At 63.6% G+C, this 15331-nt stretch carries 12 protein-coding genes and 2 pseudogenes; 11 read left to right on the forward strand and 3 right to left on the reverse strand.

The window, feature by feature from the left end:
• Positions 1-46: 46 nt before the first annotated feature.
• Together LGQ10_RS16635 and LGQ10_RS16640 are read right to left on the reverse strand one after the other, a co-directional pair.
• The gene (locus LGQ10_RS16635) at positions 47-349 is read right to left on the reverse strand and encodes a cell division protein ZapA (protein WP_226522601.1); all 303 of its coding nucleotides are present in this window, start codon (positions 347-349) and stop codon (positions 47-49) included.
• Positions 346-576 carry a hypothetical protein gene (locus LGQ10_RS16640; protein ID WP_058437158.1) on the reverse strand — a complete coding sequence of 77 codons (231 nt, stop codon included), beginning with the start codon at positions 574-576 and terminating at the stop codon, positions 346-348. The genes LGQ10_RS16635 and LGQ10_RS16640 overlap by 4 nt, the downstream gene beginning before the upstream one ends.
• A 325-nt stretch (positions 577-901) precedes the next feature.
• On the opposite strand from LGQ10_RS16640, the pseudogene LGQ10_RS31580 reads away from it, so the two are divergent.
• The 11 genes and pseudogenes from LGQ10_RS31580 to trxC all read left to right on the forward strand — a co-directional run.
• Positions 902-1657: pseudogene (locus tag LGQ10_RS31580) on the forward strand (MCP four helix bundle domain-containing protein); the annotation flags it as partial.
• The gene (locus tag LGQ10_RS31585) at positions 1649-2512 is read left to right on the forward strand and encodes a methyl-accepting chemotaxis protein (RefSeq protein ID WP_413247627.1); all 864 of its coding nucleotides are present in this window, start codon (positions 1649-1651) and stop codon (positions 2510-2512) included. The pseudogene LGQ10_RS31580 and the gene LGQ10_RS31585, both read left to right, overlap by 9 nt.
• A 203-nt stretch (positions 2513-2715) precedes the next feature.
• A pseudogene (locus LGQ10_RS31590) lies at positions 2716-3471 on the forward strand (MCP four helix bundle domain-containing protein); the annotation flags it as partial.
• The gene (locus LGQ10_RS31595; RefSeq protein WP_413247628.1) at positions 3463-4326 is read left to right on the forward strand and encodes a methyl-accepting chemotaxis protein; all 864 of its coding nucleotides are present in this window, start codon (positions 3463-3465) and stop codon (positions 4324-4326) included. The pseudogene LGQ10_RS31590 and the gene LGQ10_RS31595, both read left to right, overlap by 9 nt.
• Positions 4327-4492: 166 nt before the next feature.
• The gene (locus tag LGQ10_RS16655; RefSeq protein WP_226522604.1) at positions 4493-6235 is read left to right on the forward strand and encodes a potassium/proton antiporter; all 1743 of its coding nucleotides are present in this window, start codon (positions 4493-4495) and stop codon (positions 6233-6235) included.
• A 64-nt stretch (positions 6236-6299) separates the two neighbouring features.
• Complete coding sequence (mscK, locus tag LGQ10_RS16660; protein ID WP_058435744.1) at positions 6300-9626, forward strand: mechanosensitive channel MscK; 3327 nt, start codon at positions 6300-6302, stop codon at positions 9624-9626.
• 70 nt (positions 9627-9696) lie between these two features.
• Positions 9697-11160, forward strand: coding sequence for a protein adenylyltransferase SelO (gene selO, locus LGQ10_RS16665; RefSeq protein WP_226522605.1), 1464 nt, complete (start codon positions 9697-9699; stop codon positions 11158-11160).
• Positions 11161-11335: 175 nt separating this feature from the next.
• Positions 11336-11776 carry an IgaA/UmoB family intracellular growth attenuator gene (locus tag LGQ10_RS16670; protein ID WP_058437193.1) on the forward strand — a complete coding sequence of 147 codons (441 nt, stop codon included), beginning with the start codon at positions 11336-11338 and terminating at the stop codon, positions 11774-11776.
• A gap of 81 nt (positions 11777-11857) precedes the next feature.
• On the forward strand, positions 11858-12802 hold the full coding sequence (locus LGQ10_RS16675; protein ID WP_226522606.1) for a hypothetical protein: 945 nt from the start codon (positions 11858-11860) through the stop codon (positions 12800-12802).
• Between the two features lie 25 nt (positions 12803-12827).
• A complete protein-coding gene (locus LGQ10_RS16680) occupies positions 12828-13775 on the forward strand; it encodes a hypothetical protein (protein ID WP_226522607.1) in 948 nt (315 codons plus the stop codon).
• 87 nt (positions 13776-13862) lie between these two features.
• Positions 13863-14297 carry a thioredoxin TrxC gene (gene trxC / locus LGQ10_RS16685; RefSeq protein WP_226522608.1) on the forward strand — a complete coding sequence of 145 codons (435 nt, stop codon included), beginning with the start codon at positions 13863-13865 and terminating at the stop codon, positions 14295-14297.
• A 51-nt stretch (positions 14298-14348) separates the two neighbouring features.
• Here the strand turns inward: trxC and LGQ10_RS16690 are convergent, their stop codons facing one another.
• Positions 14349-15119, reverse strand: coding sequence for a ParA family protein (locus LGQ10_RS16690; protein ID WP_226522609.1), 771 nt, complete (start codon positions 15117-15119; stop codon positions 14349-14351).
• Positions 15120-15331: the final 212 nt, after the last annotated feature.

The following is a 15331-nucleotide window of genomic DNA, read 5'->3' on the forward strand; positions in this document are numbered from 1 at the left end:
ACAAATGATTGTCCAACCTATTACCGCGAGACTGTACGCAAATCCATCAATTCTGTTGGATGGTCTTGGCGATCACTTCGACCGTGGCACTCACTTGTTCCTGATAGCGCTCGAGCTCCTGCTCGTGCTGCTTTTTCATCTCGATCTGTTGCGAGCACAGGTTCATCGCCGCCAGCACCAGCAGGCGCTCGCCAATCAGGGTGGGGAACTTCTTCTTGGTATCGGCCAGGGCGGCCTGGAGCATCTGCACCGCGTCCATCAGGACCTGTTCCTGACCGGTCGGAGCCTTGAGCGAATAGTCCTCACCGAGGATCGAGACCACCCTCACCCCATCGATGTGATGTTTCATGGGTTGGCCGGGCTCGCAGTAACGCGCTCAACCAGGGCCTGGATGCGGGCGGCCGTGGCGCCGTGCTTTTCTTCCTGCTCCATCAGGTTCAGTTGCAGGCTTTCGTTCTCATCCTTGGCCTGGGCCAGTTGAGTCTTGAGGGTTTCGTTCGTGTCGAGCAGTTCCTGGTTCTGTACCACCAGGTCGCTGACCAGCTGTTCCAATTGGCTGAGGGATGCTTCCAACATGTTGATCTTCCGGGCTGTTTGCAAAGGGCGCGTACGATAAAGAAAAGTCACCCTGGATGCCAGGGTTATCCAGGCGCAAAGCCTTGATTTTACTGGCGATGACCCTTCCACAAGAGCAGCTAGAGACTGCCATTCTCCCCTGGGGTTCCTGACGCCCCGTCGGACGCTCGGACTTTTCCCGAAAAGTCGCACAAGCCAGTGGAAATTTCTGAAACCACTCCTGGCGATTCAAGAAGCCTTTTTCCAATGCGATAGCCCGGGTGCATGCCCATCCCCACGGCGCCACGCGCGCTTCACACAGGTGAGAACAATGTCCCTGCGCACCATGAACATCGCCCCGCGAGCTTTCCTCGGGTTTGCCCTGATCGGCTGCCTGATGCTGTTCCTCGGCGTCTTTGCCCTGAATCAGATGGGCAAGATCCACGCGGCTACCGAACGAATCACCCAGGACACCATCCCCAGCATCAAGAGTGTCGATGACTTCACCCAGCTGAGCCTGCGCTTGCGAGTCCATGCCTACCGCCTGCTGGTCAATCGCGACCCCGAGGCGCAACAAAGGACCCAGGAGGCCATCCTCGAACGCAACCAGAAGATCGACCAGATCCGCCCGGTCTACGAGGCCTTGATCAGTCTCCCCGAGGAGCGTGCGGCCTACGCCGACTACATCAAGAGCCTGACCCGCCATCGCCAGCTGGAAAGCCAGTTGATCGAACTGTCCCGCCAGGGCCAACTGGAGCCCATGCAAGCGCTGCTCAATGACCAGTTGATGGACAACGCCGAACAGATCAACGCCACCCTCAACCGGCTGCTGGAAATCAACACTCGTTATTCGACCGCCGCTGCCCGGGAGGCCGCCGAGCAGTACCGCAGCGCCTTCGAGCGGGTCGTCGCGTTGCTGCTACTGGCCAGCGGCCTGACCCTGCTGTTCGCCTGGCTGCTGACCCGCAGCATCACCCAGCCGATTGCCAAGGCCCTGGAGGCTGCCGAAGAAATCGCCGAAGGCAACCTGACTCGACCGGTCCAGGCCGACGGCAGCGATGAAGCCGGGCGCCTGCTGCGGGCCATGGCCAAGATGCAGGAAAAACTGCGCGACACCCTGCAGCACATCTCAGGTTCCGCCACCCAACTGGCCTCGGCCGCCGAGGAACTCAACAGTGTCACCGAGGAAAGTGCTCGTGGCCTGACCCAACAGAACAACGAGATCGAACAGGCCGCCACCGCCGTCAACGAAATGACCAGCGCCGTGGAAGAGGTGGCCCGCAACGCCGTCAGCACCTCCGAAGCCTCGAAGAACGCCACCTCCTCTGCCGGCGACGGCCGTGACCTGGTGCAGGAAACCGTGTCCGCCATCGAGCGCATGAGCGCCGACGTGCAGGGCACCGCCAGCCTGATCGGCGACCTGGCCAATGAATCCCGGGACATCGGCAAGGTCCTGGACGTGATCCGCGGCCTGGCCGACCAGACCAACCTGCTGGCCCTCAACGCCGCCATCGAGGCTGCCCGTGCAGGCGAAGCCGGACGTGGCTTCGCCGTGGTTGCCGACGAAGTCCGCGCCCTGGCCCACCGCACCCAGCAGTCCACCAGCGAAATCGAACGCATGATCGGCAGCATCCAGAACGGCACCGAACAGGCCGTGGACTCCATGCGCAACAGCACCGAGCGCGCCGAGTCGACCTTGAACATCGCCCGGGGCGCCGGCCTGTCCCTGGACACCATCAACACCGCCATCATCGAGATCAACGAGCGCAACCTGGTGATCGCCAGCGCCGCCGAAGAACAGGCCCAGGTGGCCCGCGAGGTGGATCGCAACCTGGTGAACATTCGCGGTTTGTCGGCGCAGTCGGCCACCGGCGCTCACCAGACCAGCGCCGCCAGCAACGAGCTGGCGCGCCTGGCCGTGGACCTGAACGTCATCGTCAGCCAATTCCGCCTCTGACTCCGGCACCTCCAGCCCTGCGCCCGGTTTCCCGGCCGGGGCTGCAGCGATCCACCAGCGAAAGGCCAATGCGCGGCAGATTCAACCGGCTGAATCCAATCAGGACTCAAGACTTTAGTCGTACGACCGATAAGTCACGGTAGATCAGTCTCAAGCCCCGCATGGATGCGCTCTTCCTGGTACCTATCATGTCCCTTCGTAATATGAATATCGCTCCGCGGGCCTTCCTCGGTTTTGCCATGATCGGCGGCTTGATGCTGATCCTCGGGGTTTTCGCCCTGAACCAGATGGGCAAGATCCGAGGTGCTGCCGAAGACATCACCCTGAGCAGCGTGCCGAGCATCCAGAGCCTCGACGAGTTCACCCAGCTGACCCTGCGCCTGCGGGTGCTGTCCTATCGCCTGCTGGTGAACCGTGAGCCGGATGTCCAGCAAAAGACCATGGACCTGCTGGACATGCGCAACCAGCAGATCCGCAGCGCCCAGACCACCTACGAGAAGCTCATCACCAGCCCGGAGGAAAAAGCCGCCTACGACCAGTACATCCAGTTGCTGGGCCAGTACCGGCAGATCGAAGAACGGATGAAGAGCCTGTCGCGCAACAACCAGGTGGATGAGCTGCGCAACCTGCTCAACACCGATCTGCTGAACAACTCCGAGGCGGTCAACGCCGTGCTCAATCGGCTGATGGAGATCAACACCCAGCAGACCCTGGACACCAACCGCCAGGCTGCCGAGCAGTATTCGGCCGCCGTCAAGCTGGTGGTGGTACTGCTGCTCCTGGCCACCGGCCTGACCCTGCTGTTCGCCTGGCTGCTGACCCGCAGCATCACCCAGCCGATCGCCAAGGCCCTGGAGGCCGCCGAAGAAATCGCCGAAGGCAACCTGACTCGACCGGTCCAGGCCGACGGCAGCGATGAAGCCGGGCGCCTGCTGCGGGCCATGGCCAAGATGCAGGAAAAACTGCGCGACACCCTGCAGCACATCTCAGGTTCCGCCACCCAACTGGCCTCGGCCGCCGAGGAACTCAACAGTGTCACCGAGGAAAGTGCTCGTGGCCTGACCCAGCAGAACAACGAGATCGAACAGGCCGCCACCGCCGTCAACGAAATGACCAGCGCCGTGGAAGAGGTGGCCCGCAACGCCGTCAGCACCTCCGAAGCCTCGAAGAACGCCACCTCCTCTGCCGGCGACGGCCGTGACCTGGTGCAGGAAACCGTGTCCGCCATCGAGCGCATGAGCGCCGACGTGCAGGGCACCGCCAGCCTGATCGGCGACCTGGCCAATGAATCCCGGGACATCGGCAAGGTCCTGGACGTGATCCGCGGCCTGGCCGACCAGACCAACCTGCTGGCCCTCAACGCCGCCATCGAGGCTGCCCGTGCAGGCGAAGCCGGACGTGGCTTCGCCGTGGTTGCCGACGAAGTCCGCGCCCTGGCCCACCGCACCCAGCAGTCCACCAGCGAAATCGAACGCATGATCGGCAGTATCCAGAACGGCACCGAACAGGCCGTGGACTCCATGCGCAACAGCACCGAGCGCGCCGAGTCGACCTTGAACATCGCCCGGGGCGCCGGCCTGTCCCTGGACACCATCAACACCGCCATCATCGAGATCAACGAGCGCAACCTGGTGATCGCCAGCGCCGCCGAAGAACAGGCCCAGGTGGCCCGCGAGGTGGATCGCAACCTGGTGAACATCCGCGACTTGTCGGTGCAGTCGGCCACCGGCGCCAACCAGACCAGTGCAGCCAGCAACGAGCTGTCGCGCCTGGCCGTGGACCTCAACAACATGGTCGCCCGCTTCAACCTCTGAAGGCCCGCCCGGACCTGGTAAAAACCCCGACGGATACCGTCCGCCGGGGTCTGCGCCGCTGTCATGAAAAGCTTTTGACAGCGGCACATTTCAGCAGGTTAGAATCGCTGGCACGCAGACTGCATGGTCAGTTCGCGCCCGCCTTTTCCGCTCTGGAGTACTGCCTTTGAATGCGACGACCATCAACAGCCTGTTCTTGATCGGCGCGTTGCTGGTGGGTGCGAGCATCCTGGTCAGTTCACTGTCTTCGCGCCTGGGCATCCCGATCCTGGTGATCATCCTCGCCGTGGGCATGAGTGCCGGCGTCGACGGCGGCGGCATCATCTTCGACAACTACCCGACCGCCTACCTGGTGGGCAACCTGGCCCTGGCCGTGATCCTCCTGGACGGCGGCCTGCGCACCCGGGTCGCGAGCTTTCGCGTGGCCCTGTGGCCGGCGTTGTCCCTGGCCACGGTCGGGGTGCTGATCACCACCGGGCTGACCGGCATGGCGGCCGCCTGGCTGTTCGACCTGAACCTGATCCAGGGCCTGCTGATCGGCGCCATCGTTGGCTCCACCGACGCGGCGGCGGTGTTTTCGCTGCTGGGAGGCAAGGGGCTCAACGAAAGGGTGACCGCGAGCCTGGAAATCGAGTCCGGCAGCAACGATCCGATGGCGGTGTTCCTCACCGTGACCCTGATCGACATGCTCGCCAATGGCCATACCGGCCTGCACTTCAGCTTGCTGGTGGAGCTGATCCGCGAGTTCGGCATCGGCGCGGTGATCGGCCTTGGCGGCGGCTGGCTGATGCTGCAGCTGGTCAACCGCATCCATCTGGCCAACGGCCTGTACCCGATCCTGGTGATCGCCGGCGGGCTGGTGGTCTTCGCCCTGACCAACGCCCTGCACGGCAGCGGTTTCCTCGCGGTGTACCTGTGCGGGCTGGTGATCGGCAACCGGCCGGTACGCAGCCGCCACGGCATCCTGCACATGCTCGATGGCATGGCCTGGCTGGCCCAGATCGGCATGTTCCTGGTGCTGGGGCTGCTGGTCACTCCCCATGACCTGCTGCCCATCGCCTTGCCGGCCCTGGGCCTGGCGCTGTGGATGATCCTGTTCGCCCGCCCTCTGTCGGTGCTGGTGGGGCTGCTGCCGTTCAAGGCCTTCCACGGCCGGGAGAAGGCCTTCATTTCCTGGGTCGGGCTGCGGGGCGCGGTGCCGATCATTCTGGCCGTGTTCCCGTTGATGGCCGGACTGCCCAACGCCCAGCTGTATTTCAACCTGGCGTTCTTCATCGTGCTGATCTCGCTGCTGCTGCAGGGCACCAGCCTGCCGTGGGTGGCCAAGTGGCTGAAGGTCACGGTTCCGCCGGAGCCGGCGCCGGTTTCCCGGGCCGCCCTGGAAGTCCATGTCACCAGCGAGTGGGAGCTGTTCGTCTACCGCCTGGGCGCGGAAAAATGGTGCATCGGCGCCGCTCTGCGCGAATTAAAGATGCCCGAGGGCACACGCATCGCCGCCCTGTTTCGCGGCCAGCAACTGCTCCATCCGTCGGGTAGTACGGTGCTGGAGGCCGACGACCTGCTGTGCGTGATAGGCCATGAACACAACCTCCCGGCCCTGGGCAAGCTCTTCAGCCAGGCACCGGAACGCGGCCTGGACCTGCGCTTCTTCGGCGACTTCGTGCTCGAAGGCGACGCCCAGCTGGGCGCGGTCTCGGCGCTCTACGGGCTCAAGCTCGACGGCCAGGACGCGGACATGCCGCTGGCGGCGTTCATCGCCCAGAAGGTGGGAGGCGCTCCCGTGGTGGGCGATCAGGTGGAGTGGAACAACACCACCTGGACCGTCGCGGTGATGGACGGGAACAAGATCGGCAAAGTCGGCGTCAGATTCCCCGAAGGAAGTCGCCCCGGCCCCGGACTCTTCCTCTAAACTCGCAAGCGCGGCGGGCTCCGGCCAGCCCGCCCCCCTATTCCTACTTGTTCGACCGATCTCTATGCCGACCCTGCATAAACTTTTCGCGATTGCCCTGCTGGCCCTGAGTCTTTCCATCGGCACGGCACAAGCCGGCGATCCGCCCAGCGCCGAGGCGGTCCAGCAAAGCCTGGACAAGATCGCCGAGCGCAAACTGTCGGAGGTCGATCAGAAGGCCCTGCAGACCCTGCTGCAGAACACCCTGAACCAGCTGGCCAACCTGCAGGACTACGAGCAGCGGCTACCGGAGCTCAAGCAGCAGCTGAGCAACGCCCCGCGCCAGACCCTGGAAAACCAGCGTGAACTGGCACGCCTCAAGGCCAGCAAGGTCGTACCGGTCACCCAGCGCTATGCCTCGCTGAGCGTGGCTCAGCTGGAGCAGCTGCTGGCCGAACGCACCGGAACCCAGGGCGAGCTGCAAAAGGCCCTGGCCCAGGCCAACAGCCTGACCATCAGCGCCCAGACCCGCCCCGAACGGGCCCAGGCGGACATCAGCAACGGCCAGATGCGAATCCTGCAGATCAACGCCATCCTCAAGGCCGGCAAGGACAACGGCAAGCTGTTGAGCAGCGATCAGCGCAACCTGCTCAATGCCGAGCTGGCGGCGATCAATGCGCTGATTCCGTTGCGCCGCCAGGAGCTGGCAGGCAACAGCCAGCTACAGGACCTGGGCAGTAGCCAGCACGACCTGCTGGTGGAAAAAATTGCACGCCTGGAACAGGAAACCCAGGACCTGCAGACCCTGATCAACCAGAAGCGCCTGGCCCAGTCCCAGGAAACTGTCACCCAGCAGTCCATCGAAGCCCAGAAGGCCGGCGGCAGCAGTCTGTTGGCCACCGAAAGCGCCAACAACCTCAAGTTTTCCGATTACCTGCTCGAGTGCACCGACCGTCTCAACGAGCAGACCCAGCGCAACCTGCAGACCAAGCAGCAACTGGACAACGTGACCCAGGTCGCCGCCGCCCTCGACGAACAGATCAGCGTGCTCAAGGGCAGCCTGCTGCTGTCCAAGATTCTCTACAAACAGAAACAGGCCCTGCCACGCCTGAAGGTCGACCGCGACCTGGCCAACAACATCGCCGATATCCGTCTTTACCAGCTCGAACTCAGCCAGCAGCGAGAGCTGCTCAGCAGCCCCAGTACCTATGTCGACAACCTGCTCAAGAGCCAGCCGGCCGAGCAGGTCACCCCGCAGTTGCGCAAGACCCTGCTCGAACTGGCCAATACCCGGGTCGACCTGCTGGAGCGCCTGAACCGCGAACTGAGCGCGCTGCTCAACGAGTCCATCACCCTGCAACTGAACCAGAAGCAGTTGCTCAGCACGACCCAGACCTTGCGGGCCACCCTCGACGAGCAGATGTTCTGGATCCCCAGCAACAAGCCACTGGACACCACATGGCTGCGCGAGGTGCCAGAGCGCCTGCAGATCCAGGTCACGACGCTGCCCTGGGCCTCGAGCTTCAGCGAGCTGATCGACGCGCTGGTCCAGCAGCCCTTGCTGTTCCTGCCCCTGCTGCTGTTGATCGGCGCCCTGCTGTGGCGCCGCAAGAGCCTCTATGCGCGCCTGAGCAAGGTGCACAAGGACATCGGCCACTTCAAGCGTGACAGCCAGTGGCATACGCCGCTGGCGATCCTGGTCAACATCCTGCTGGCGATGCCCCTGGCCCTGGCCCTGGCCTTGTGCGGTTATGCGCTGCAAATCGATGCCCGAGGGCAGAACGCCACCTTGGGCGCGGCGCTGCTGCAGATCGCCCAGGCCTGGCTGGTGTTCTACACCGCTTATCGGATCCTGGCCCCCGGCGGCGTGGCCGAACTGCACTTTCGCTGGGAGAAACCCCAGGTGGAGTTCCTGCGGGGCTGGATCCGCCGCCTGGGGCTGGTGGTCCTGGCCCTGGTGGCGGTGGTCACCGTGGCCGAGCTGCAACCGGCGGCCCTGGCCGAAGATGTGCTGGGCATTGCCGTGGTACTCACCTGCTACGCCCTGATGGCCTGGCTGCTCGGCCGCCTACTGCTCAGCAGCCCGACCCACGAGAACGCGTCGCTGTTTCGCAAGGCCGTGGGACTGCTGTTCACCCTGCTGCCGATCGCCTTGTTCATCGCCGTGTGCTTCGGCTTCTACTACACCGCGCTGAAACTCAGCGACCGCCTGATCAATACCCTGTACCTGCTGATGCTGTGGCTGGTGGTCGAGGCCACCTTCGTGCGCGGCCTGGCCGTGGCTGCGCGGCGCCTGGCCTACCAGCGCGCCCTGAGCAAGCGCCAGGCGGCCAAGGAGGCCGGGGAAAGCGGCGAAGTCGTGGTCGAAGAACCGACCATGGACATCGAGAAGGTCAACGAACAGTCCCTGCGCCTGATCCGCCTGGCCCTGCTGGGCGCCTTCATGCTCGCCCTGTACTGGGTCTGGTCCGACCTGATCTCGGTGTTCTCCTACCTGGACCGGGTGACCCTGTACGAATACACCAGCGGCACCGGCGCCAACATGAGCATGGTGCCCATCAGCATCGGCGACTTGCTCGGGGCTCTGATCATCGTCGGCATCACCTTCGCCCTGGCGCGCAACCTGCCGGGCCTGCTGGAGGTGCTGGTACTGTCCAAGCTGAACCTGGCCCAGGGCAGCGCCTACGCCACCACCACCCTGCTGTCCTATGCCATTGCCGGGATTGGTTTCGTCACCACCCTGTCGACGCTCGGGGTCAGCTGGGACAAGTTGCAGTGGCTGGTGGCCGCCTTGTCCGTGGGCCTGGGTTTCGGCATGCAGGCGATCTTCGCCAACTTCATCTCCGGCATCATCATCCTGTTCGAGCGCCCGGTACGGATCGGCGACACCATCACCATCGGCAACCTCTCGGGCACGGTGAGCCGAATCCGTATCCGCGCCACCACCATCACCGACTTCGACCGCAAGGACATCATTGTCCCCAACCAGACGTTCATCACCGGGCAACTGATCAACTGGTCGCTGACCGACACCATCACCCGCGTGACCCTCAAGCTCGGTGTCGACTACGGCTCGGACCTGGACCTGGTCAAGGAACTGCTGCTCAAGGCCGCCCGGGAGAACCCACGGGTGCTCAAGGAACCGGAGCCCCAGGTGTACTTCCTCAACTTCGGCGAAAGCACCCTGGACCACGAGCTGCGCATGCACGTACGCGAGCTGGGCGATCGCAACCCGGTGATTGACGAGGTCAACCGCTTCATCAGCCGCGAGTTCAAGAAGCATCACATCAACATCTCGTTCCGGCAGATGGAGGTCTACCTCAAGAACCTCCAGGGCCAGGAATACAAGATGGTGCCCATCGGCCCGGAAAAGCCCCAGCAGCCACCGGCGCCCGACACACCGGCGCAGTAGCCGCCGGACGAACTCGACTCACGCGGCTTTGCCCAGCAGAATACTCGGACATTCTGCTGGGAGATGGCCGTTGAAAGCCCTCGACGAACTGACCTTCGACAATCGTTTTGCCCGCCTGGGCGATGCCTTCTCGACCCACGTGCTGCCCGACCCCCTGGACAACCCTCGCCTGGTGGTGGCCAGCCCGGCCGCCATGGCCCTGCTGGACCTGGACCCCGCCGAGGCCCAAAGCCCGGTATTCGCCGAGCTGTTCGGCGGGCACAAGCTGTGGGCCGAGGCCGAGCCCCGGGCAATGATCTACTCCGGGCACCAGTTCGGCGCCTACAACCCGCAGCTGGGGGACGGCCGCGGGCTGTTGCTGGGCGAGGTCTACAACCAGGCGGGAGAACACTGGGACCTGCACCTGAAGGGCGCTGGCCAGACGCCTTACTCGCGCATGGGCGATGGCCGCGCGGTGCTGCGTTCGTCGATCCGCGAATTCCTCGCCTCCGAGGCCCTGCATGCCCTGGGCATTCCCAGCAGCCGCGCCCTGTGCGTGATCGGTTCGGACACCCCGGTATGGCGCGAGAAGCAGGAGCGTGGGGCCATGGTGCTGCGCTTGGCGCCCAGCCATATCCGCTTCGGCCATTTCGAGTATTTCTACTACACCAAGAAACCCGAGCAGCAGAAGCAGCTGGGGGAGCATGTGCTGGCCCTGCATTTCCCCGAGTGCCTGGAACAGCCTGAGCCCTACCTGGCGATGTTTCGCGAGATCGTCGAGCGCAATGCCGAGCTGATTGCCAGATGGCAGGCCTACGGTTTTTGCCACGGAGTGATGAACACCGACAACATGTCGATCCTGGGCATCACCTTCGACTTCGGCCCCTTCGCCTTCCTCGACGATTTCGACGCCCACTTCATCTGCAACCACTCCGACGACCAGGGGCGCTACTCCTTCAGCAACCAGGTGCCCATCGGCCAGTGGAACCTCAGCGCCCTGGCCCAGGCCCTGACGCCGTTCATCAGCGTCGAAGCGCTGCGGGAAAGCCTCGGCCTGTTCCTGCCCCTGTACCAGGCCCATTACCTGGACCTGATGCGCCGACGCCTGGGCTTCACCCAGGCCGAGGACGACGACCAGAAGCTGGTGGAACGCCTGTTGCAACTGATGCAGAACAGCGGCGTCGACTACAGCCTGTTTTTCCGCCGCCTGGGGGAGGATGCCCCGGAACAATCGCTGGCGCGGCTGCGGGACGATTTCGTCGACCGCGGCGGCTTCGATGCCTGGGCCGGGCTGTACCGCGAACGGGTCGCCCGCGATCCGATCCAGGGCCAGGACCTGCGTCGGGAGCGCATGCATGCGGTCAACCCGCTGTACATCCTGCGCAACTACCTGGCGCAACAAGCCATCGATGCCGCAGAGGCGGGGGACTACAGCGAAGTACGCCACCTGCACCAGGTGCTGAGCCGGCCTTTCGAAGAACAAGCCGGCATGGAGCGCTACGCCGAACGTCCGCCGGAGTGGGGCAAGCACCTGGAAATCAGCTGTTCGTCCTGAATCGGACGACGCTTTCCATCGATACCCCCGAGTGCTCGGTCACCCTGCGAACCTGCCACAGGGTGAACGGGCGCTTGCTGCTCGCCACTGGCTCAACCAGCGATTGCGCATGGACCCGCCACTCACGGACAGGGATAATGCGCGCCCCTGATTTCCAGTACCTGCAAGGATGCGCATGAACCTGTTCCTCACCCTGGTCACCCTGGTTTTGGGCGTCATCACCCTGATATCGGTCGTCACCTATTTAAGCCGCCGCGCCAAGTACCGCATGAACCTGCAGGACCTGCGCCTGCACGGCAAACCGCATCGCACCCTGACCCAGGCCGAACAGGACGAACTGGCCAAGCAGACTGCCAGCCTGCAACGTATCCAGGGCAGCGGCGGCATGTCCTACGAGCCGATCAGCGACAGCGTCTATCTGATCAGTGGCGGCACCGCAAGCGACGGGCTGGAACTGCAGGTCCAGTCGATAAAGCACATGTCGATCGCCGGGATTCCCGTGGAATTCCCCTTCCCGATGGAGAGCTTCCTGGCCAACAGCAACCAGGCCGAAGTGGTGATCGCCAAGAAGTTCGCCGTGGTCATCGGCCTCAACGGGCATCGCCTGGCCCAGTGACCCGTCGGCGGCCTGGCCGCCACCTTCATCGCTCGCCCATGCCACGAGCCCTTCCCCGTCGATGCCCTGCAAGAGTCCGCCATGAAACGTCGCTACCTGCTGCTGTTATCCCTGCTGATCGGCCTGACCGGGTGCAAGGAAGATTTCGCCACCCTGCACTTTCAGGATTCGGTGCGCTCGGACCCCAAGGCCGGCCCGCAGTACTCCGACCAGTTGGTGCACGAGGCCTACAAGCAGAGCATCTACACGGCGCTCGGCACCCAGGGCCTGGACCCGGATGCCATCGCCCTGGAGCGCGACAAGGAGGATGACAAGGTGATTCACCTGCGCCTGGTGGACTACTCCCTGAGCCCGGAACAACGGGGCAGCCTCAAGGCCCTCCTCGATCAGGTCATCGCTGCACGCCAGGCCAGTTCGATGAACCTGCGCCTGGAGCTGGACAACGCCCACGCCAAGGTCACCCCGTCCGGCACCAGCGACCTGCCGGACCGCATCGACGCCACCCTGGAATTCGACCCGCAGTTCGACATGCTGCTGGACCGCAGCTACGAGGACAGCATGCAAGCGATTGTCAACGAAAGCGAAATCCAGGGCCCGGTCAGTTGCAAGATCACCGCGCACCTGGCGATGCCCACGCCCTTGAAACTGATCAGCTACGAAGCCCTTGAACAAGACAACAGCGAGCGCGGCCTGATTTCGTTGCTGACCCGCAGCGGGAGCATTGCCAAGGTGGCGCTCAAGGTGCATTTCGCTGACCCGGACCTGAACCGGCACCTGCAAGACAAAACCGTCCAGGCCTGGCCTTCGAGCTCGAAAATCACCCGACCCGCCCCGGTGCCCCTAGATGAATTCGCCATCGTCATTGGCTCCATCGGCGTCCAGACCCTGACCGCAGCCTTGCCTTTCGACACCCGTAAAGACCAGCTGCAAGCGCTGTGCGACCAGAAGATGCAGACCCTGGGGCGGCCGTTCACCTTTCAAATGGGCCGGACCCTGGATCGCTTGACCCGCGTCGACTACCGCTGAACCCCATGCGCAACAAGGACCCCAAGTGAACCGACGCCTCTACGCTGCCGCCCTGCTGCTGATGCTGACCGGCTGCAAGCAGACCTACCTCACCCTGCATTTCCAGGAAGAAGTGGGTAACCCCCAGCAGGCCCGGATCGTGCCGTACTTCGCCGAGACCATCACCCGGATGGCCGCGGGAATCGGTATCGAAGCCGACGACATCGGCCTGGAGATGGACCGCAAGGACGACAAGACACTGCATATCAGCCTGGACAGCGGCGTGCCCGAAGCCCGGCGCCAACGCCTGCGAGAGCTGTTCAGCGAGATTGTCGAGGCCCGCGCAGCCAGCACCTTCGAAGCCGTCCTGGAGATCGCCCCGCAAACCGGGAAATACACCGATCCGGAGTACCGCAAAAGGGCCATGGCCTTGCCGCGGCGCTTCTCGCTGGCGCTGGAGCCGGTGAAATACGCCGATGTGCTGTTTCACTACTCGATGGAGGAGTTGATCAGCGGCAAGCTCTCGGCCACCGGCACGCCCAACGAGGCGTTCTGCCAATACCAGGCCACGCTCCGGCCGCCGGGCATGCTGTTCAGCCAGATGGGCAGCAAGGCTGGGAGCGGAACAGGGGATTACAACGTGTACCTGGAGTGGAAAGACAACAAGCGCGAACCGGCGCAGTACTTGTTCGGCAACATCACTTTCGCCAACCCCACGCTCAACCAGATGCTGTTCGACAACCGCATCCAACTGTCCGCGATCAAGACCTCCTGGGGTACGCGAGCGGATCGCCGGGCCGATCGCGTCGGTTTCAGCGTCGGCTCCCTGGGCCTGCAGTACCACGAGGACGGGGAGATTTCCCCGTTGCAGCACATAGGCTTCATGGGCAGGTGCGAGGGCATGGCCATGGAACTGGGGCGGCCCTTCACCTTTTACATCGGTCGCTCCATGGACCGTCTGGTCAGCGTCGATCTGGCACCGCCCAGCACATGAAGCCATGACGAGACCTGCCGCGCCGACTTGATATTCACTCTCGGTGGCGCCATCTAGGGTGCTCTACCCTGCTTGCGGAGCCCATCCATGTCCGAGCCACTGCTGATCCCCTGCCCGCACTGCAACGGCCTCAACCGCATTCCCGGCGAGCGCCTGGGCGACCAGCCCAAGTGCGGGCGCTGCAAGGCCGAAGTACTGCTGAGCAAACCCTTCGAACTGCAACAGGGCGACTACGCCAGCCAGATCAAGGGCGACCTGCCGTTGCTGGTGGATGTGTGGGCAGACTGGTGCGGACCGTGCAAATCCTTTGCGCCGATCTTTACCCAGGCCGCCGCGCAACTGAGTGGCAAATGCCGACTGGCCAAGCTCGACAGCGAGGCCAACCCGCAGCTCTCGGCCCAGTTGGGCATCCGCTCGATTCCGAGCCTGATCCTGTTCAGGAACGGTCGGGAAGTGGCCCGGCAAAGCGGCGCGTTGCCGTTGCCGCAACTGTTGAGCTGGTTGCGCAGCCAGGGGGTTTGAGCCGACGCCGTGAGCCCCAGGCCTCGCCCTGGGCTCATGGCAACACCGTGATCAGGCGCTTTCCAGCAGGTTATGCAGATCGACGAATTGCTGGGTCAGCTTGTGCCGTGGGTCGAGATGGATCAGCGGCATGCTGGCCTGGTGGGATTCACGCATGCGCACCGAGCTGCCCAGGTACACCGGCAGCACCGGCAGGCCCTCGCTGATCAGCTCGTCGAGCATCTGTTGCGGCAGGCTGGCGCGGGCCTGGAACTGATTGACCACGATGCCCTCGACCTCCAGCCCCTCGTTGTGGTCTTCCTTCAACTCTTCGATCTCGGCCAGCAGGCCGTACAGGGCCTGGCGGGAAAAACTGTCGCAATCGAAGGGAATCAATACGCGATCGGCCGCGATCAACGCCGATACCGCGTAAAAATTCAGGGCCGGCGGGGTATCCAGGTAGATCCGGTCGTAATCCTCGGCCAGTTCGTCCAGCAACTTACGCAGCTTGTTGATCTTGTGCTTGGCCTCGAGCTTGGGCTGCAGGTCCGCCAGTTCCGCCGTGGCCGTGACCACGTGCAGGTTGTCGAACGGCGTCTCGTAGATATCCACCTGGTTTTTCTTCGCGAACGGCCCGGACGACAGGGTCTGCTTGAAGAAATCGGCAATGCCCATGGGGATGTCCTCGCCGGTGAGGCCGGTGAGGTACTGGGTCGAGTTGGCCTGGGCATCCAAGTCCACCAGCAAGGTGCGATAGCCCTCGCTGGCGCTGACCGCCGCCAGGTTGCAGGCAATGCTGGATTTGCCGACGCCACCTTTCTGATTGAATACCACGCGCCGCATGTCTAAACCTCCGTGTATCAAAGATCCCCGAGTGTAGTAGTCCACGCCGTCCCTTAGCTACCTCGGCAACACAAGATCGGCCGGCTATCCCGGGACCGGCGAAAAACCCCGGCAACGCCCGGTGGCAGGCGCCTGAAGACGGCCAGTGCAACCGGTGACAGCAAAAAGACACTTCAAGTTGCGGCAGATTCATCTCATTTGCGACCGGCAAC

Source organism: Pseudomonas sp. L5B5 (assembly GCF_020520285.1).
GTDB lineage: Bacteria > Pseudomonadota > Gammaproteobacteria > Pseudomonadales > Pseudomonadaceae > Aquipseudomonas.